The organism is Sphingobacterium siyangense (assembly GCF_023277505.1).
In the GTDB taxonomy this organism is placed as follows: Bacteria; Bacteroidota; Bacteroidia; order Sphingobacteriales; family Sphingobacteriaceae; genus Sphingobacterium; species Sphingobacterium siyangense.
In genome coordinates, this window is sequence record NZ_CP080574.1 from 2,953,433 (window position 1) to 2,974,233 (window position 20,801).

General features: G+C 42.9%; 15 protein-coding genes. 10 read left to right on the plus strand and 5 right to left on the minus strand.

The annotated features are described in order from the left end of the window. Positions 1-4: 4 nt before the first annotated feature. Genes K2F45_RS11935 through K2F45_RS11945 form a run of 3 tightly spaced genes read right to left on the minus strand, consistent with a single transcriptional unit; the run spans position 5 to position 4,660 of the window. Positions 5-1,216 (minus strand): DUF4876 domain-containing protein, encoded by a 1,212-nt coding sequence (locus tag K2F45_RS11935; RefSeq protein WP_248933686.1) that lies wholly within the window; start codon positions 1,214-1,216, stop codon positions 5-7. 5 nt (positions 1,217-1,221) lie between these two features. Next, the gene (locus K2F45_RS11940; RefSeq protein ID WP_248933687.1) at positions 1,222-4,050 is read right to left on the minus strand and encodes a TonB-dependent receptor; all 2,829 of its coding nucleotides are present in this window, start codon (positions 4,048-4,050) and stop codon (positions 1,222-1,224) included. Continuing rightward, complete coding sequence (locus K2F45_RS11945) at positions 4,040-4,660, minus strand: hypothetical protein (protein ID WP_075992394.1); 621 nt, start codon at positions 4,658-4,660, stop codon at positions 4,040-4,042. The genes K2F45_RS11940 and K2F45_RS11945 overlap by 11 nt, the downstream gene beginning before the upstream one ends. A gap of 238 nt (positions 4,661-4,898) precedes the next feature. On the opposite strand from K2F45_RS11945, the gene K2F45_RS11950 reads away from it, so the two are divergent. The 4 genes from K2F45_RS11950 to K2F45_RS11965 all read left to right on the plus strand — a co-directional run bounded on the left by K2F45_RS11950 (position 4,899) and on the right by K2F45_RS11965 (position 9,227). Further along, entirely contained in the window at positions 4,899-7,127 is a 2,229-nt protein-coding gene (locus K2F45_RS11950) for a HEAT repeat domain-containing protein (RefSeq protein WP_248933688.1), read from the plus strand. Between the two features lie 140 nt (positions 7,128-7,267). Continuing rightward, the gene (locus K2F45_RS11955) at positions 7,268-7,897 is read left to right on the plus strand and encodes a histidine phosphatase family protein (RefSeq protein WP_248933689.1); all 630 of its coding nucleotides are present in this window, start codon (positions 7,268-7,270) and stop codon (positions 7,895-7,897) included. Next, positions 7,894-8,475: a Crp/Fnr family transcriptional regulator gene (locus tag K2F45_RS11960; RefSeq protein ID WP_248933690.1), complete on the plus strand. Its 582-nt coding sequence runs from the start codon at positions 7,894-7,896 to the stop codon at positions 8,473-8,475. The genes K2F45_RS11955 and K2F45_RS11960 overlap by 4 nt, the downstream gene beginning before the upstream one ends. Positions 8,476-8,543: 68 nt before the next feature. Continuing rightward, on the plus strand, positions 8,544-9,227 hold the full coding sequence (locus K2F45_RS11965; RefSeq protein WP_075992397.1) for a CPBP family glutamic-type intramembrane protease: 684 nt from the start codon (positions 8,544-8,546) through the stop codon (positions 9,225-9,227). 110 nt (positions 9,228-9,337) lie between these two features. Here the strand turns inward: K2F45_RS11965 and K2F45_RS11970 are convergent, their stop codons facing one another. Further along, on the minus strand, positions 9,338-9,805 hold the full coding sequence (locus tag K2F45_RS11970; protein WP_248933691.1) for a hypothetical protein: 468 nt from the start codon (positions 9,803-9,805) through the stop codon (positions 9,338-9,340). 293 nt (positions 9,806-10,098) lie between these two features. On the opposite strand from K2F45_RS11970, the gene K2F45_RS11975 reads away from it, so the two are divergent. Together K2F45_RS11975 and K2F45_RS27370 are read left to right on the plus strand one after the other, a co-directional pair. Continuing rightward, entirely contained in the window at positions 10,099-10,947 is an 849-nt protein-coding gene (locus tag K2F45_RS11975) for a mechanosensitive ion channel family protein (protein ID WP_075992398.1), read from the plus strand. A gap of 378 nt (positions 10,948-11,325) precedes the next feature. Continuing rightward, positions 11,326-13,722: a TonB-dependent receptor gene (locus tag K2F45_RS27370; RefSeq protein ID WP_276521455.1), complete on the plus strand. Its 2,397-nt coding sequence runs from the start codon at positions 11,326-11,328 to the stop codon at positions 13,720-13,722. Positions 13,723-13,771: 49 nt separating this feature from the next. Here K2F45_RS27370 and K2F45_RS11990 read toward each other — a convergent pair whose 3' ends face one another. After that, the gene (locus K2F45_RS11990; RefSeq protein WP_248933692.1) at positions 13,772-14,626 is read right to left on the minus strand and encodes a helix-turn-helix domain-containing protein; all 855 of its coding nucleotides are present in this window, start codon (positions 14,624-14,626) and stop codon (positions 13,772-13,774) included. 142 nt (positions 14,627-14,768) lie between these two features. Here K2F45_RS11990 and K2F45_RS11995 point away from each other — a divergent pair, with 142 nt between their 5' ends. The 4 genes from K2F45_RS11995 to K2F45_RS12010 all read left to right on the plus strand — a co-directional run bounded on the left by K2F45_RS11995 (position 14,769) and on the right by K2F45_RS12010 (position 20,796). After that, entirely contained in the window at positions 14,769-15,368 is a 600-nt protein-coding gene (locus K2F45_RS11995) for a porin family protein (protein ID WP_075994767.1), read from the plus strand. A 333-nt stretch (positions 15,369-15,701) separates the two neighbouring features. After that, positions 15,702-16,301 carry an RNA polymerase sigma factor gene (locus K2F45_RS12000; protein WP_248933693.1) on the plus strand — a complete coding sequence of 200 codons (600 nt, stop codon included), beginning with the start codon at positions 15,702-15,704 and terminating at the stop codon, positions 16,299-16,301. A gap of 104 nt (positions 16,302-16,405) precedes the next feature. Beyond that, positions 16,406-17,425, plus strand: coding sequence for a FecR family protein (locus tag K2F45_RS12005; protein ID WP_248933694.1), 1,020 nt, complete (start codon positions 16,406-16,408; stop codon positions 17,423-17,425). Between the two features lie 77 nt (positions 17,426-17,502). Then, positions 17,503-20,796, plus strand: a complete 3,294-nt coding sequence (locus K2F45_RS12010; protein ID WP_248933695.1) for a SusC/RagA family TonB-linked outer membrane protein — start codon at positions 17,503-17,505, stop codon at positions 20,794-20,796. Positions 20,797-20,801 lie beyond the last annotated feature (5 nt).

Sequence of the window (20,801 nt, forward strand, 5' to 3'; positions counted from 1 at the left end):
CTGCTTATTTGGAATAACTTTTGGGACTAGGGGTATCGTTTATCGTAAAGTCGCTGGAGGAATTGTTGGTGTCCATCAGTACTTTGATGCCATTGATTTCTTCCCTTACTTTCCGGATAACCGATTTTCCGGTGCCGGCTCCGCCGCCAACAAAGGCTACTCCAGCATCAATCGTGAGTGGTAAACGCTTTTTGTCCAGTGTAATGGTGCTGTTGGCAACGCAATCCACGCCGTCGATAACTTTGTCTGCGGCAACTTTCACATAACGTGTTGAAGCAGTTGCTCCGGGTTCGGTAACAGTTTCGTAGCTGGCATAGTCGTCGGGCGAAAGGATAACAAGTCCAGAGCCGTTGACGCCAGGTAGCCAGTCAAAAACAGTCAACGATGAGCTATAGATCAGCGTTACGTTGGGTACGTCTGGCGAGTCGGTATCGTTGGAATTTCCGGGCGGATTAAAATAGGTCTCAAAATCGGCAATTCCTGTCCCTAAATCTGTGGGTGCATTGGGATTGCCTTTTGGATCTGTCTTATGATTAATTCCATCGACAGCAATGACAATGGATTTGCCCGGTGCGACGGGGTGATCTACACCTGCAATACCCGGAATGGTCCATAGGGATGCAAGGTATACATTTTGTTGATCTTCGATAAATTTGGTGGCTACTGTTGAACCTGCTTTTGTTGCTCCAAAGGAGATTCCGCCGGCGTATAGGGTGTCGGTCGAGTTGTTGTAGATTTCCACAAAACCATCGTATAAATAAGACGAATTATTTGGGGTGCGGCTACCGGTATAGTAAAATTCCTTGATGACAAATCCACCGATGGCCCCGCCACTCAGCTGAATGTCTGTCTTTCCGGATTCCTGAATACGCAGGGAGGGGATGGAGGCATTCAAAAATGCTTTGCCCAGGCGTCCACTGATGCTGATGCTTTCCTCTTCGGTCACCTCCCGGCTTACCGTTACGGTGTAGATACCAGGTATAATATCCTGCAGATCGACTTCGCCCTTTGCATTGGTGGTCAATTGGGACTGTTGACCTGTAAATGTGTTTTTAAGGGTTACCGTAGCATTCGCAGCAAAAGATTCAATATAATTGCTGGGGTAGTGGACAGCCAGGGTATAGGAAAGCGTATTGACCGTCGCAAAATCTTTGCGGCAGCCACTCAATAAACAGAGCAACGCAACCAGGTAGAGATAACAATTGATTTTCTTCATTTTTTTTAGAATTTAATAGACAGTTCGGTTCCAAAAAAGATATCAATATTTCGTTTTGTGAACTGTTCGGGATTGCGTGTACTCCGTACCAACGGTCTGTTGTTGATGAAGTTGTTGGCATAGAACGAGAAGCCCATATTTTTGGCAAACTCCTTGGTCAATTTCATGTTGAACAGCCAGAGTGGTTTCCAGCTTTCGGTGCGGAAGGTTGCGTCGCTGAGACTGAGGTAAATATCGCGGTCGGCCGAGGTGATCTGCTGGCGCTCTGCCTCTGAAAAATAGACGATGTCCATGGGTTTGTCGGATCCTACAGGGATATAACCGATCGGCAGGCTGGAGTAGTCGACATTACGCTCCTTATCGATCCAGATGGTCTGTGCTGTCAGGGTCAGGATAAACCGTAGTTCTGGAATATGGTGTATGGTCCTTAAAGTGGTCATGAGTCGCTCGCTGTCGGTCCCGCGTGGCGCAAATACACCGACGCGTGTCATCGTTTTATTGGGCACCTCCTGAGCAAGGATATAAGGTATCGTGGTGGTTGATTTGGTCGACTGATAGGCTCCGGTGAGCTGAAAAGAAGTGCGGATAGCGTCGAAGCGCCCCATATCAAAATCAAATTCGGCCCCCTTGTTGATGATCTGCCTGCCGTTGTTAGGTGTGGCATAGGTAAATACATAAGGGGTATTGGTCACAACATCACTCAAAATCGGTTTTCCGCCCGCTACTTCCTGCTGTACGGTATACGTCGGAATAAGCGCATACTGCAAGCTATTCAAGGTGGTCATGTAGTCGTAGGCATTGTCGATCTTATCGTGATAAGCGGTAATGCTCAAACGCTGACCTTTGCCAACTTTCCAGTCGATACCCAATTCTTTTTTATAGGATTTGGCCAGCTTGAGCTGATCGTTACCTGTTTCATAGACGCGTGTGGTCAGGAGTGCTAGTGCCTCGTTGGGATCCTGCTTGTAATAGTTTAAGCTGAAAACATCGAAATAGGCATTTTCGGGATACAGCATGTTCAAGGTAGGTGCCTTGGTGGCGATGCCATAGCCTCCGCGTAGGGTAAAGGCGGGCAGGAGGTCGTAGCTCACATTGATCCGTGGCGACACAGCGGTTTTGCCGTCGCCACTGAAAGGCTGTAGCTGATCCATCCGCACACCGGCCTGTATAGCCAGTTCCCGCTTTCCAAATCGGGCCGTCATACGGTCCTCGGCATAGGCACCGAGCTGATTCAGTGCGGGTATATCTTTGTAGGCTCGCGCACGGTATCCGTTCAGGTTATTGGTGCGGTAGGGGAAGTTGGGGTCAAAGGTCTTTCCGTTTCCACTGTTGGCATCCATTCGGTAATCTGTACCGACAAGGATGCGGTGTGTAAAAAGGCCTGTTTTGGCATAAAACTCATCCGATATCTTGGCAAATAAATTGATCGGTTTTCCCTCTACCCAGGCTTTATTGATATAGCTTGCAGGTAGATAGGGGGCTTCAAATGTACCATCGGTATACGAGCTTCCCACAGCTGAAATACCAGCAGTTCCAGCATTTTCCATGTATGATTTCTGAAGCGAATAATTCAATGACACGGTATAGTTTAACTGTCGGGCCAGGGCCTTATTGACCTTCCATTTTCCATTGGTCGAAAAGCGGTAGCTGTATTCCTGCGACTTGTTGAGCTGCGGAACAGCATTGGCATCGGGATCAATTTTGACATTATCCAGGTTGCTACCAAAGGAGAAATAGGTATTGGTATACAATGGTTTTTCCTGACCAAAGGTTTTGCTGTATTGTGCAGATCCCGTTACCCGGTTATAGGCGGCATAGGTCGATGTCTGCTTGTCATTGGCCCGGGTGTAGTCAAGGTCGACAAATAAAGTTCCCTTGTTTTTTCCGAGATCAAAACCCTGACCAGCCCAGAATTGGGTAAGCTTCGGGTTTATCCGTCCTTTGATCTGCAGGTCTTCTTTTCCAGCTTTTGTCTGCACGATAATGGCGCCCGAGGTCATGTCGCCATATTCGACCCCAGCAATGCCGCGGATGACTTCAACGGATTCGACATTATCGGCTGTGTACTGCCGCATATCGGCACCTAAACCCTGGGAAGTGGAAAAGCTGCCGATTGAACCGCTGGATCCAGAAGTACCGTTTAATATTGCCGCAGAACCCAAAGACTGCAAATTGGCATTGTTGGACGTGGGTGCCCCGTTAATGATAAGCGAAGTACCCAGGGAGCTCATATAATCCGAAGAACGGTTGGTTTGGTTGCTATTGCCTACATTCCGTATGCCGGTTTTATTGACGTTGGTGAAACTCGGATTCGTTGTCATTCCACCGGGTAGCAACTGTAGGACTTCACCCAGGTTGGTCGCCTGCATATGTTCAATGGCCTTGCGGTTGATGATGGTCGAGGTAGCACCTTCTTTTCGGTTTTCCTGACCAACCACCACAACGTCTGCCAGGGCAATGGAGTTTTCGGCCAATGCTATTGCAATAGGCTGTTTGCTGGCAGTCACGGTCTGCTCTACGGTCAGCATCCCAAGGTAGCTGACAACAAGAGTGTATTGTCCGCTCGGAGTGCGGTCGAACGTAAAGTGACCGTTTTCATCGGTTTTGGCGTAAAGACCCAGCTCCCTGATTTGTACAGTAGCTCCTTTGAGTACCTTGCCGGTGCTTTTCTCTGTGATTATGCCGCGGATATCGCCGTCCTGAAAAGAGCGTTCAGTCAACGGTTTTGTGTTGGTGGTTGTAGCGGCGAACGTAGTTGTTGATGCTGATAAGGTCAATAGGGCAAAGAATAGGATAGATCTTTGCCGTATCAACGCTGGTTCGTTATTTTCCATGGCCATGTCCCATATTTTCGGGGTTAATCATGATGTGTGCTTTGTAAGATCCCTCGTCCATTAACCAGGGAATTCCAGGTAAACCCGGTTTGCTTGACAAGCCGATATCGGCTGCTTTTGCATAAGGAACATAGATCACATAACGTCGCTGTGCACCTTCGATTTCTCCGGTTGTGTTGTTTAGTTTGGCCAATGGTCCCCAATAGCCGTACAGTATGGTTGGTGTCTGCGGGATCGGTAATTTGCCTGCTTTGTGTTCGGCTTCGCGGATTTCATCGCGTTGTTTGCGTTTGCCTTCGGCGATCAGTTCGCGCCCGCGGGCCATAAAAGGATCCAAACTTTTTGGATAGGCATAGGCATATAAAACGGAAGATTTGTAATCCGGTGCAAGGCAGATCAGGTTATTGGTGGCGGTGCCTTCCTGTAAGGTGATAAACTCGCCTTTTTCGTTATAACCCAATACTTTGGCGCCTTCGCGTTGGTCTGCCGGGGCTGCCTGTAATGCAATTTTTATCTGTAGATCTTTTGCGAGTGGACTGCGTTCTTGTTTTTGTCCAAACACAGCCAGGGTACCCCACGATAGCGCAAGGGTGATGATAAGATGTTTCATAGATATTCGTTTAGCGATTAATGACTAATTGTTTTTGCTTGTTGATACTAGCATGTTGCAAATATATGTATTTAGATTTATTATAAATAAGTGAATTTTAAAATATTATTTCAGTTAAATCCGATTAATACGCTGTTAAATAATATATTTCAGTATAAAATATATTATTTTTAATCGTTTTAAATAAAGTTAATGTACATTTGCATGCATCTTTATGCGTATTTTAATACATCTTAATATGAAGCGTACTACGTTTACCGGTTTATCCCTCGCATTGAGTCTATTGGCTGTGAAGCAGCTCCATGCGCAATCCATACAGGAACCTACTGTAAAAAGTCCAACCAGCTTTGCGATCATTGTGGATCAGCATACCTACGATCAGGCAAAGCCTGAGATTGATGCTTATCGTGCCGCAGTGGAAAAAGGTGGATTGGGCACTTATATTATTTCGAGTCAATGGGCCAAACCGGACGAGATCCGGACGTTATTGAAGAGCCTGTATGCAAAAAAGCAGCCCCTGGAGGGTACAGTGCTGATCGGTGATATTCCAATTCCTATGCTACGGGATGCACAGTTTTTGACTTCGGCCTTTAAGATGTCGCAAAATATCCGCTGGGATAAGTCATCGGTGCCATCCGACAGGTACTACGATGATTTTGATCTGCAATTTGACTTTATCAAACAGGATACGGCCAAGTCGAGGTCCAATTATTTTTATTATAGCCTAAGTGCTGCTTCGCCGCAATATATACAGATGGATATCTATTCGGCACGGATCAAGCCGCCCGTGGAAAATGGCGAAGATCCTATTGCGAAAATCAAGGCATATTTAAAAAAGGTCGTTCAGCAGAAAGCACAGGCAACCCCCTTAAATGATATGATCGCTTCAACCGGTCATGGCTATAATTCCAATTCGGTCAACGCGACAATCGGCGATGCGCTGGCACTCAGATCGCAGATGCCCGCTTTGTTTCTTCCGGGAAATTCAGTCAAGTTTATCAATTTTCGCTCCGACAATTTCATTAAGTTCAATATATTGAATGAACTGAAGCGGGAGGGGGTGGATTTTGCATATATGACCGGACATGGTACGGCCACGCTGCAGCTACTCAATGGCTATCCATTAGCTTCTAATCCGCAGCCTTCCATGGAGAATGTGGCACGTTACCTCCGCTCCAAGCTACGATCTGCAAAAGAGGATGGCAGGGATGTGGAAGCGGTCAAAAAATCGTTTATGGAATCCCTTGGTGTAAACGAGAAGTGGATGCTCGATGCCTTTGACCCCAAAAGTATAGCGGCAGATTCCCTGTTCAATGACGATATGGATATGCAGATCCACGATATCAAAGACGGCCATATCAAAGCGCCTTTGGTTTACCTCAACTCCTGCCTGACAGGCTCCTTTCATCTGCCCAATTATCTAGCGGGCTATTATCCTTTTTCAGACAATGACAATATCGCGGCGGTGGCCAATTCGGTAGGGGTGCTACAGGATTTGTGGCCGGGTGAGCTTATGGGTTTGCTGCAGCATGGCGTTCGCGTAGGAAATTGGATGAAACATATGGCGTATCTGGAAACGCATATTTTGGGTGACCCAACCTTTCATTTTGCAGGTACGGCTGATCAGCGGCTGAAAATCAATACGGCGATCGGTTCACACGATCGGAATGCAGGCTACTGGCGCACGCTGCTGAAGGAAAATGATGCCGACCTGCAGGCGCTGGCCCTGGTCTATCTTTCGCGTATATTGCCTGAAAAAGAAGTAAGCCCTTTATTGAAACAGTATTACTTTCAATCGGCCTTTGAAACCGTACGTACGCAGGCTTTTATACAATTGCGTCAACTGGAAAATCCGGATTATTTTGAGGTATTGCATGCTGCCAAGTCCGATTCGTATGAGTTTATCCGTCGTTCGGCAGTGTATGATCTGGCGGAGTTTGGCGGAAATGATTTTGTCAAAGATATGATCCAGCTGTATCTGAGCGACCCACACTCCGAACGGGTGGGGTACCGCCTGCGTACTTCCCTTAGTTTTATGGAGCCGGCCCTGGTCAAACAGGAAATCGATCGGCAAATTCGACAAAATCCCGGCTTGAGCAATGCGAAGCTTTTGGCGGACAAACTGGATCAGATTGTTCTTTCTGGCGAGAAAACAACCCAAACCCTGACCAAAAAGATCTTGGACAAGGAAGAAAAGGAAAAGGAGCGCCTCAATGATATCCGTACCATGCGTCTGTACCGTTATCACCGCATGGTGCCGGTGCTGATTGAGACCGTTCTGGATAAAAGTAACTCGGCGGATATACGTGTAACAGCGCTGGAAGCGCTGAGCTGGTTCCCACTTTCGTATCAGCGTCGCGCCATATACGATGCCTGTGAACAAATAATAAAATCAGATGCACCAGAAACGGTAAAATACCAAAGTCTGAAAACAAAGAACATCATGGAAGGTTATTCGAAAAAATAAATGTGATTGTTGAAACCCTAGATGGGTTCGCAGAAATTCAGGTAATATTTGATTAACATTTTGTTCGTTGTGTCTGTCATTATTTCTAAGATGGTAGCAATTTAATTGCTGCCATTTTTTAAATAACTACATTTACGTGTATGTTTCAAAAGAAAAATATCATTACTGTGCAACACCCTGAATCCATGCACCATAAAAATGGCATGATCGGTTCATGGAGCGACTGGGAATTAACTGACAAAGGCCGGCAACAGGCCGAAAATATTGCTGCAAACTTAAAGTCGCAATTTCCACATACAAGCTTTTCACTGTATACATCTCCACTTAGCAGAGCAAAGCAGACAGCAGAAATTATAGGAAAGCAGTTTAATATAGCTCCCCAAATAACTACAGCACTGAAGGAGCGGTATTTGGGAAGAGCGGTGGGGCAATCTGTTCAATGGCTTAAGGATAATATTGAGCAGGAAGAAATATCGATCTATGACAAATGTTTTAGTGATGCTGAATCCAGATTTGATGTATGGCAAAGAATGATACCCTTTTATGAAACGATATTAGGTAGTACCGAAGAAAACATTGTCATTGTCTCGCACGGAGATAGTTTAAGTATCTTTAATGTTATGTGGCTGGGCTTGCACGTGGAAGTACTCAATACGATAGATCTGTATGGTGTCAGCGGTGGGGTTTCTTTTCTTTACCAAACAGAAATGGGAAAAAGAATCATCAAGCGGATGAGCGATACGGCTTATTATAAAAGCAAAGCGATATGAAAACTCCTAATCCCGAAAACATCAAGGAGATATTTGATGCCTATTACCCTGTTGATATTAAATTTTGGGTTGAATTTTCAAAAGTTGTGGAATGCCGTACTTTTACTAAAAATGAAATTGTTAAAGATTATGACCGGACGGAGCGGTTTATTAATATACTGGTTTCGGGTTCTGTAGGTCATTTTGTACCCTATCAGCATAAAGATATATGTATCAATCTGTATTATGAAAACCAGATTTTCAGCGATTACCTTTCTTTTGTGTCACAGAAACCAACGGTCATCAAAACCGAATGTATAGAAGATACTGAATTCTGGTCAGTAAGCTATCAGAATCTTCAGGGACTTTACGCAAAATCGGACCGATCGCTGCTTATTGGCAAAGCGATATCGGATATCATGTTTACGGCAAAGCAGTCCGAACAAATCAATCTCCTGACATTATCACCTACTGAAAGATATCTTAAATTATTAAAAGAGCGGCCGAAGATTTTTCAGCGGACACCGTTGAAAATTATCGCATCTTATTTGGGTATTGCACCTGAGAGCCTCAGCAGGATACGGAAAAAGATTTCTTAACTTTAGTCAAGTGTTTTTGGTTTTAATGCAGCTATTTTTGGGCATTGCAAAAAAGCTATATCAACATTATGAAAAGAAAAGTCAATTATTGGGCAGTCTTCATTTATTATATCATCGCGATAGTGTGCCGGTATTTAACCAATAAAACGGAATTACTAAGCACGCTTGAAAATCCCTATTTAAAATCTATTCTTACAGGCGCTGGACCGGCTTTAGGAGCAGTCTTTGTGTTTTTTGTTTTCAACATAAAACCTGCGCTGTCACTCAGGGGAAACTACAAAAGTATGATTTTCCCAATTATCCTCTATTGGGTATTCCCTGTCGTTCTAATAAGTACAGTATCGTATTTTACACAAGGTAAAATTCCCTATTTAGCTGTTTCCTCGGTACTCATCTATGGTCTACTGGAGGAAATCGGCTGGCGTGGCTTTCTCTACCAAGAATTTAAAGCATTGAAGCCACTTTACAACATATTCTTACTGTCTTTGTTATGGTTTTTATGGCATCTGAATTTTGATTTCACACCTGTACAATTCTTCTTTTTTGGGGTTTTGATATTGGGAAGTTGGGGAATAGGTAAAGTCGCTGATACAACTGGCTCGCTGATTGCAGTTAGTGCATTTCATTCGCTTAACAATTTTTTTCCGGCTATAAATGGGAAAAGTGGTGCTATTTTGGGCCTATTACTCCTCGTTTGGGTTGCCGCTTTGGTCGTTCGAAAAAAGATGAAAGCAGCGGCGCTAGCTTCCTGATGGAGTAAAATGATATCGGATTATTTTCTATCCACAACTGTGTTCAACACAATGCAAAGCCGTCTGGATAGTCCTAGGCGGCTTTGTTCATGAAAAGGGAGGCTTTCCTGTTATTTTGAAATCTTGGTAAACTCGAAGGGAATCTGGAGACTGTCGCCAGCGACATTAGCCTTCAGCTTTTCACCTTCACGCCAGTAGGTGATCTTTTTAGCAAAGGGTAGCGAGTCATTATTACACTCAAATAGACCGTCTTTTAGCATGGTCATCTCAAAGGCGATAAAATCTTTCTCATCGGGTGTTTTAACCAATAAATTCCAGTTGCCGTCGGATTTTAATAATTGCATTTTTTCCTGATGGATGGTATCCAGGTTTTGTAGGGTAAAAGCAAAACCGGCATATTCAGCGTCTTTTATTTTCTGCCAATATTCAAAAGTCCGTTTATCTTTGGTTTCGTTGGTACGTTGCCATTTTCCCAATAACCAGTCGAAGTTTTCGGACGGCTCATTTTGAATTCCTAAGCATTGGATAAAAACGAGCAGAATGAATACTGAAATCCAAACGTAGATTAATTTTGCCATCTTATATTTCGTTTTAAAGGTTTATCAACTGATGATTGTAGCTTGCGAAACAGGTATGCAACGTCAACAAGGGGCTCTGTTTGCCTCTATTTGATTAAATTTAATGAAAAAAATCGGAGTTTGTCGAAATTGGATTGAAAAGTAGCCTATTGTTTGATTTTCCTACGAACAATTCTACTGTTCAGTTGTTTAAATTAGAGAAAATGTAATTTAATGTGCTTTAAATTAGAATAAAAGCAACATAATGTCCTTTTTGTTTCTAACCCTTACATTTTTAATAAATAAATAGTGCTATGAACAATTTAGAATTGAACGATGTCCAGCAACATTGGAATAATTTTATTTCCTCTGCCATTGCCTGGGCTCCCCGTATTATTACTGCCGTAATTTCCGCTTTACTTATTTATCTGATCGGATCCTGGATTATCCGTTTAATCAAACGGATGATAGACAAGGCATTTGAGCGGCGACAAATGGATGTCTCCCTGCAGCGATTTTTAAGCAATCTCATCAGCTGGATTTTAAATATCTTATTATTTATCGTTGTCGTTACACAATTGGGGGTTCAGACCTCTGCATTTGTGGCTATTATTGGTGCAGCAGGTCTGGCCATAGGTCTGGCCCTGCAGGGATCTTTGTCCAATTTTGCCGGCGGTATACTGATTTTACTCCTCAAGCCTTTCCGCGTGGGCGATTACATAACCTCCACTACAAATATCGCGGGTACGGTGACAGAAATTGATATCTTCAATACCAAGTTAAATACACCGCAAAATCAACAGGTGGTTGTTCCAAATGGGGTATTGTCAAATAGTAGCATCACCAATTATACAAAACTTGGAACACGCCGCACATGGTTTGACATTGGCGTTGCCTACGATGCTGATCTGAAACAGGCAAAAGAAATACTCCTCAACATCGTTAGAAACAATGAATTTGCCTTTAAAGAGCCTGCGCCACAGGTAGTGGTGACAGAACTTGGCGACAGTGCGATCAACCTTTCTGTACGCGTCACGACCTCCAATGAAAACTTTTGGACCATGCAGGAACAGCTGATCATTGACTGTAAGGAAGCTTTGGATAAGGCCGGGATTGAAATTCCATTTCCGCAGCGCGATGTGCATATCCGGAATAATTCCTAATTGACGAGAAAGGCTATCGACTGTTAGAAGAAACCCGCGCTATGTTGACTTTTTTCTCCATGCTGAATATCGTGCAGCACAAAGCTGTTTGAGCGAACTCCGACGGCTTTTGTTTATTGAAACGTACATGAATGTTACTCGGTAGATTTTGGCCGTCTTGTTATATTTATAAGGCATATGGATTGCTATTTAGAGTGGCTTACGCAGCTATAAACTGACTTTTTTGAGGAAGTATCGTTGTCTCCTGTTGAATACAACGGGAGACAAAATGGGAACTTGATAACGATTTAAAAGAAGTATTTGGCTTCGGTAAAATAGTGGCATAACTTTTATATTAATTATTTAGAATTGTTATAAATAATAATATATTTGTGCATCATGAAAAACAACCGAAAATCTATTTCATTCCATCTAACCGATAGCAAGAATAGCCTTCCTTCAAATAACAATAAAATAATTTCTTCGCTAGCACTGATCCTATTATCGACAACTACCTTGTATGCGCAAGACGGTCATCTGTCGGGAACTGTCCGTACTACGGAGGGAGAAGCAATTTCACATGTAACGGTGAAAATAGATCTTACAAAAAAACTGCAGACCGATTCATTCGGTAAGTTTTCTTCGTCATTATCTGCGGGAACACACCGGTTTCAGTTTACTGCAATCGGTTATCAGATGCTCGATACAGTACTCACTATTCAACCTAATGATAGCCTCGATATTGCACCTGTACTTCGGTCGAATAACCGGATCAATGAGGTGATTGTATCTGCTTCCAGGCGTATTGAATCCTTGGATGAGGTACCATCTTCGGTAACAGTGCTTTCGCAAAAGCAACTGGAATCACAACGCAGTATCAGCAATAATCTAAGTGATATCTTGGCGAATACCGTACCTGGGCTTGGTTTTTCGACCAATCGTACGCAAAATTTGGGACAGACACTTCGGGGTAGACGCGTGCTTATTATGATTGACGGCATTCCCCAATCTACACCGCTGAGAGATGGAGCCCGTGATATCCGTTCGCTGGATCCAAGTGTAATCGAGCGCGTTGAGGTAATCAAAGGCGCAACGGCCATCTACGGTAATGGTGCCGATGGTGGACTCATCAATTATATCACTAAACATGCAAATGTAGACCGAAGGTTTGGTGGGACCACCGAAATCGGTAGTAATTTTTCTTTGGTGAAACCGGGGCAAACGGGAGGATTTAATGTTAGCCAGCTTTTTAACGGAAGTCAGGGGCATTGGGATTATGTCGTAAGCGGAAGGTACGAACAAACGGGTCTTTACAAGGACGCTGACGGTGTGGTATTATCGCCCGAATATGGCATGAATGATCTTAAAAATTGGAATGCTTTTGCCAAGATAGGTTATCGTATCGATGCTAAAAATCGTCTGGAACTGATGTACAACTTCTTTAAAAGCACACAGTATACTGATTACATTGCCAAAGCTGGGAAATATGGCGATTTTAATTCGCCGACAACGGGTATCCTGGGGAAAAGACCGGGAGAGCCGGAAGGTACGCCATATAACCATAATGCCAGTTTAAAATACACTGCACAGGAATTAATTGGGCGAACAGATTTCGATGCGAATATTTATTTTCAGGATTATGAGACCTTGATCAACTATAGCAATTTTTTTGAAGGAGACGGTCAGCCTGGTACCAGGAGTAAAAAGCTAGGTTTACGCCTAAATTTCAATAGCCCTTTTAAGTGGTCTGATGTGGTATCCAGTGAGATTACATACGGCTTGGATTTATTATCAGATAAAACCAACACAACGCTTACAGATGGGCGCACGGTTATCCCGAATATGGATATGCGTAATCTAGCCCCTTACTTTCAGTTGAAGACAAACATCGCCAAAGATCTTATATTGAAAGCCGGTAGCCGATTGGAAAATGTACATATTCAGGTGCCGAACTTTACAACGATAGGAATTTTAAATGCGGTCAATGGAAATTACGTAGGCGGTGGAGTAGCAGTCAACGGTGGGGACCTGAACTTTACGGCATTGATGCTCAATGCAGGACTGCGTTACACCAAAATACAGTTCTTTAAGCCATTTGTGAGTTTTTCTCAAAGTTTCAGTGTCGCCGATCTGGGACTTGTATTGCGTGCAGCAAAGGAAAATACAGTCAGTAGTACGTCCATTAAGGCTGTTAAAGCCAATAATTATGAGTTCGGATTTTCAGGTGATATTGGGCGATTCTCCTATGAAGCGGCAACGTACTATAGTACTTCGACATTGGGTGCATCTTATGTTTTCGTTGATGGCAATCCGCAGATTGCACGTTCTCCGGAGAAAATTTACGGTTTTGAGCTGTCTGCAAACTATCGCGTACATCCGATCCTGGATTTTGGTGCGAGCTATTCATATACTGAAGGGAAAAGAGAATTAACGGACGGAAGTCGTGTATATCTTGGTGGGGATCGCATCAATCCGCCTAAGATAACGGGCTCTATTACCGTAAATCCAATGAAACAATGGTCGCTTACAACGCAAATGATCGCTACTTCGGGCCGAAATCGTTTTGAACCTGTTAATGGATTGTACAGCTATGGAACAGGACCTATCCGATCATTCACAACCTTCAATTTCTCCAGTAAATATCAGATCAACACACGATCGCTAATACGCCTGGGAATCGAAAACATATTCAATAAGGATTATTACACGGTGATCTCGCAATGGCAGTCAAATAATATGAATTATGTGAAAGGCAATGGAACTCGTCTCAATTTGAGTCTGTCGCATTCCTTTTAGCCAATTTTTGATGGGTTTGCACAAGTGTGCTTACTACCTCGGAAAATTTCTACATTTTTCTATACGCGAGCGGAGACAATCCGACTGATCGCTTAAAGTATCTGCCGAAAAAAGATTGTGAAGGGAAGTTAAGCTCATTACTGATCTGCTGTATAGTCATATGTGTAGACTTCAACAGCGCTTTAGCTTCCCACACAACATAGTCATCAATCCATTGCTTGGCAGACAGACCATTGTGTTCTTTGATCACCTTGGATAAGTACTTTGGAGTTACACATAGCTTATCTGCGTAGAATTCTATACCCCGCTCTTGTTTGAAATTGTCCTGTACCTGATTTAGGAAGTTTTCAACCAGTTCTTCCAATCGGGGCTTTTTTTTCTGTTGTGTATGACGTTCGATGTTATGGGCATTGTAACCAAACCCGTAAAAATAGGCTTTTGTTAGGTGTTGAAGAATTTTTGTGGTATAAGGATTATCTGTTTCCAGCACTTTTTGTACTGTTTTAAAATACTCAGCCAAACTCGTTAGTTCTGCATCTTTTAATGCAATAAAAGGTTGATTATGCAAAGAAAGAAAAACGGGTAGATGCTCTTCGATATTAAGACTTGAGGTAAATGTCTTTGACATGACTATAAAAAGTGCAGAAAAATCGGCACTCACATTTTCTATGGTTACAGTATGCCCCGCGAGGAGTACAATAAGAGAGGGGGCACCCGTTTCAAAGTAGCGCATATTTGAATGCCCTTTCAAATGACCTTTAAAGCAAATAATACTTATGGTGACATCCAATTTTACCGGAAAATTAAGTCGTTCAATCGTGGGTGTCTCCAATAAAATGAAATCCTCATGATGGTTATGCTGTTTCAAGTTTTTATTGTGCGTAAATGGCAACGTCATTTCCATAATAGTCAAGTATTGTTATCCAAATGTATTGTTTTATATTGAAAAAACGACTTTTTGGACAATTTCGCCTTCTTATAGAGCTTTCCAGCCTCTTTAAATGCATCTACATTTGTCACATAAATTTTAAATGAAATTATTCGTGATGAAAAAACTATTATTAATTGGATTGGTCTTGGCAATGGCACAGGTATCCTTTGCTCAAGGTTTGGGCGGAATTTTTCAAAGGCTTTCTTTTGGTTTAAAGGCTGGGGGAAACTACAGTAACTTTACAGGTGCGAACTTCGATACCGAAGGACTCGCAGGATTCAACGGGGGACTTCTTGTCAATTTTAAGCTTACAGACAAGTGGTCTGTTCAAGAGGAATTTTTATATTCAATGCAGGGTGCAAAAATCACAGACAATGTATTCGGAACGCATAAGGACCTGAAGTTATCCTATATGTCCGTTCCAATCCTCGTAAAATATCGATCGGCTATCGGTCTTTATGCGGAAGTTGGGGCGCAGGCCAATCTATTGATGAAAGACGCGAAAGACACAGGCTTTGTAGATTTTGCGGATAAAATTGATGCGGGCGCTGTTGCAGGTTTGGGTTATGAATTTACGAAAGGTCCAGCTAAAGGTTTGGGCCTAGGAGCGAGATACTACCAGGGTTTTACGGATGTAGGTAAGTTTAATTCTACGACACTAAAATCTGATTTTAAGAATAGCGTGGCGCAGTTAAGTATCTTTTATATGTTCTGATCGGCTCAATAGGTTGTTTAACTGTTAATTTATAAGTAAAGACTCAATAAATGTACATTAAACTGCATTTATTGAGTCTTTACTTTTTGCACATTCACGTTATATCGAAGCGATGGCCTGATTCCTACACGAACTGTCATTTTTAAACATTATATGTAATATATTCACTTTAAAGAGCTATTTAATAGCTCGATGGAGCTTTCCGAGTGGGGGAGATGCATAAATAACAGGCTTTTGTTGTTAATGTATTCTTTACCTGTTCTTAATATTGTAGTTGTATTAAAGCTTGATCTTTACATCTGACGAAGAATTATTGATCTAGAGAGTATGCTTGTGAAAACGATAGACGCTATCCTATTAGAACGTCTGGTAAATGCAGATTACAGTGCTTTTGATGAGATTTATGAGCATCATTGGAGCACACTTTTCCGTGTTGCAGTTAAGAAGTTGGGCGATGTGGATCTGGCCATGGATCTTGTTCAGGATCTCTTTGTGGATCTGTGGCAAAGAAGGGCCATGATCAATATTCATAGCGGATTGCGAGCCTATCTTATTTCGGCCCTATACCATAAGTTGTTTCAGTATTTCAGAAAGAAAGGTGTGCATGAAAAACATATTGAACAGTATAGCTTAATTGTACAAGATGGTCTGCATGATATTTTTCCTATTGTGGACTATGAAGAAAATTACACAGACGTACTGATTGCGATTGAACAGTCTGTAGTAGAAATGCCCGACCGTATGCGCGTTGTTTTTAATTTGAAATACCAACGCAGTCTCAGTAATCATGAAATTGCGGAACAACTTGGCATATCGCTTCAAACTGTAAAAAACCAATTAAGTAAAGCGTTGAATCTTGTGCGCCAGCACATGCAACGGCAACAGCTGAATCCGACAGTCTTCGTGTCCTTATCTTTTCTACTCTTCTTTTAATCCCTATCCAAGGTGTTCTTAATTAAATTTTTTAAAATAAACTTTACATAAACTTAACGGTTTTTCGATGGTACGATCACCCAATTGGAGCAACTATAGGGTGTATGCAAGACAGAAAAAGGGAATTGGAAGAATTGATCCAAAAGTATTCATCAGGACAGATAAAGGATAAGGAACGGGCACATTTAATGCGTTGGTTGCAGGAACTTGATGTCTTAGAAGGGTACAAAGCTGATATGGAAGGGGTTCAAACGCGGATGAAAAAAAAGATAGACCTCCGTTTGCTAGCCACCGAAACACCTACTAAAATCGCACATCCACCTTGGCTGTTATGGGGTAAGGTTGCCGCAGTTGTTCTTTTTTGTTTTTCATTTGGATGGTATCTACTCGACCGGAATAGTAGCGGGGATGCCAAACACAAGCAGTCCGTTAAGGTCGAAAAAAAGGTCGATAAGTCCAAAATGATAACCTATGCTGTTGTACAGGATAGCACGATTGTATTGGAAGATGGCAGTAAAGTCCGTCTTTTGGCAAATTCTTCAATCTCCTTGATGCAACCCTTTCCAGAAAAGCAGCGCGCGATTCAATTGCAAGGAAAGGCTTTTTTTGAGGTGTCACACGATAAATCGCGCCCATTTACAGTTCTATCGGGCAATATCCTGACAACGGCTTTAGGAACTTCTTTTTGGGTTGTGCAGGAGGCCAAAAATAGGAAGCCTAGTGTGCGCCTGATCACAGGAAGAGTTTCCATTAAGGAGCGTGGCGAAAATGGGGAAGATAAGCTTCTTGCCTATTTGACTCCAGGGCAAACTTGGGCGGAAAAAGTTGTACAACCCAAAAAAGAACCTGTTTTGAAACTGGAAAAACCAGTGGAAGAGCTCGTACCAACGACATTGGAATTTCACCACAAGCCTTTGGCGGAAGTGCTTCCTGCCTTGGCGTCTTTCTACCGCACAACGATTCTCTTTTCTCAGGATGATGTGTCAGGGCTATCATTCTATGGTACATATACAACAGAAAATGAGGTCGCGCAGATTCTGCAAACGATCTGTATTGCAAATGAGCTCGAACTCAAGTTTAATACCGAAACAAATACCTATACGATCTTAAAAAACAGTCAATAAAATCCATAAAAAAACACTATTGAGCCTCCCTTTTTAGGGAGGCCTGGGAAAACTATGCTCAATTATTAATGAAAACTATGCAACAATTTTCAACAGGTAAAAGGCCAGCCAAGGGGGCTTTATTACTGCTACTAGCAATTGCTTTTGGCCAAAAGGGTTTTGCCCAACAAAGTGGGGAACTTGTTGTCATCGTGCAGGATGCGAAGTCAAAAGGTTTGGCCAATGCAACGGTGACCATAAAAAACAAGAATAGCAACCTGAAACGATCCGGTCAAGCCGATCAGCAGGGGAAAGCCATGTTCAATAATTTGCCGGTGGATAGCAACTATTGTATTTTGGTGACTTATACAGGACTACTGCCAAAAGAGGAGTGCCAGTATATTGTTACCTCCGGTAAAAGATCGAGCGTGGTCTTTCAACTCACAGACGCAGCTTCAAATCAAATGGAGGAGGTGGTCGTTGTGGGGTACGGTACACAGAAAAAGACCAACCTGTCTGGAGCTGTAGATCAGATTAGTGGCGATGTGCTCGAAAGCCGGCCTATTTCCAATGCTGCGCAGGGGCTTCAAGGGATTTCACCCAACTTGAATATACAGTTCAACTCCGGAGCACCAGGAGCGGAACCTAAAATCAATATCCGTGGAATTACATCGATCAATGGTGGCGATCCATTAATTTTGGTAGATAATGTTCCTATTTCGGCAGCCGAATTGATCCGGATTGCGCCACAGGATATTGAATCATTTACGGTAATCAAAGATGCGTCGGCTGCGGCGATCTACGGGGCCCGTGCCTCCTTTGGGGTTCTGATCATCACGACAAAAACAGGGAAAGGCGATGTGAAAGTGAGCTATTCAAATAACTTTACTTGGAATACCCCGACAGTAATGCCCGATAAAATAACGGATCCTTATGTATTTTCGAGGCTATTGGAGACGTCAACCGATAATACACCCTGGGATAATGTCAACTATTCGGACCAGTTTTACCAATATGCAAAAGAGCGATCTGATAATCCTTCCATTGCCGGTGTGCGTATCAACCCCTCAGATTCCAAGGTCTGGGAATATATGGGTAACAGGGACTGGACACGTTATTTCTTATCCGACTGGAATGCAACCAATACACACGACCTGTCAATCTCGGGCTCAAATGAAAAAGTACAATACTATATCAGTGGTAGCTACAACCGACAAAATTCGCCTGTTAAGCTAGCAGAGGATTATTTTGACCGTTATAACCTGCGTTCGAAAGTAAACTATAGGCTTTCCGATTTAATTTCATTTGGTAACAATACAGTGATCGGAAGTACACGTAGGCTTACGCCTTCGCAAATGAGTTTGCCCGATATCTACAATATTTTTCCAACTTCTTTTGATAAGAACCCGGATGGAACATGGGCCAATTCTTCGGCAGGTATCATTGCCGCACAAATGGTTGATGGCGGTAAAAGCGATCGTAAACGTCTGGATGTACAATCTACCTTCAATACTGAGCTCCGCTTTTTTGGTAATAAATTCAAAGTAAATGCAGATTATACTTTCCAGCGTAATTCGTTAAACCGCAATTGGTACACCAAGCAATACGAGATCGGTTATGGTCCGGACGATGTCCGTAAAGAGGGGACAACAGGGGCTTATCGTGAAGCGGGTTTTTCCTATTACAACGTTTATAATATCTACGGTACTTATTTGCAATCTTTTAATAAACATCAGGTCAATGCGGTACTGGGTTTTAACCAGGAGGATTACCGGTATGAAGTGATCACTGCAGAACGCGCCGGACTTATTTCAGAATCCTTTCCAACCATTCAGTTTGCAACAGGAACAATGAAAATGGGTGAAGCTATTGATACTTATGCCTTACGTGGTGCATTTTATCGGTTGAACTATACTTATGATGATAAATATATTGTTGAATTCAATGGTCGCTACGATGGCTCTTCCCGATTTCCGAAAAGTAAGCGTTTTGGCTTTTTTCCTTCGGGCTCAGCTGCCTGGCGTATAGACCGTGAAAAGTTTATGTCGTCTGTCGCTGGACTGGATTTATTGAAGCTGAGGATATCTTATGGCCAATTGGGCAATCAGTCGGTGTCGAACTACGGCTACCTCCCTTCGATGGAAAAAAAGGATGCCGATTATTTGTTCGGAAGTGAACGGGGAATCTATATTGGTGTTCCACCTTTGGTTTCTCCCAATTATACATGGGAGAAGGTCAATACCATAAACTTTGGTTTGGACGTTGCTGTACTCAAAAATAAACTTTCGGCAAGTTTTGATTATTACTCCAGACGTACCTTGGGGATGTTGACACTGGGCAGAGATCTTCCCAATATTTTGGGCGCGAGTGAGCCACGGGAGAATGCTGCCGATCTAAAGACCAATGGCTGGGAATTGACTGTCAATTTTCAGGATCGTTTCGAGTTGGCTAACGCACCATTACGCTTCAATGCCAAATTATTGCTGTCGGACTCACAGTCCAAAATTACACGTTTTGACAACCCCAATAAAAGCATTCTGCAATATTATGAAGGCATGCAAATGGGAGAGATCTGGGGTTTGCAAAGCAACGGACTTTTCAAAGACGAGGCTGAGATTGCCAAGTTGGACCAGACTTCGATTATTCCCTGGGGCGCCTTATCGATTGTACCGGGATGGCCTACCTATGTGGATCAGGATGGTAATGGTAAGATTGAAAAAGGATATACACTTGGCGATACGAAAGACCTCAAGATCATTGGTAACTCCACGCCACGTTATCAATTTGGTATAGACCTGTCTGCAGATTGGAAAGGTTTCGATCTTAGGGCATTTTTTCAAGGCATTGGTAAACGCGATTATTATCCGTTGGACTACCTGTATTGGGGGACATACCAACAGCCTTATGGTAACTTTTATGGGCACTTACTTGATTTCTACCGTCCGGGAAGTGATTCGGATATCGACCGTGCGAAACATTCGCAAGCTTATTTGAATTTGGGACTGGCCGATCAAAACCTCAATGCGGCTTACCCTATCTTACAGTCATGGCTTGCCGACCGTAACTTGGGTACCCGGATTGACCAAGCCCAAGGACTGGCCATTCCACAGACCAATTATTTGCTGAATGCGGCCTATCTACGTCTGAAAAACCTAACGATAGGGTATACCTTACCCAAATCTATTACTTCACGTGCCAAGATCAGTAACCTACGTGTTTATCTAAGTGGTGAAAATATCATCGAATGGTCTGCTGTGAAGCGCTATTTTGATCCGGAGACACTGAACGAAAATACGTATACCAATCCAACTGCAGGTTCGGACCGTGTAGGTAATGGGCTTACTTATCCATTTCAAAGAAGTTTTTCTGCTGGTATTCAAGTCACCTTTTAATTGCT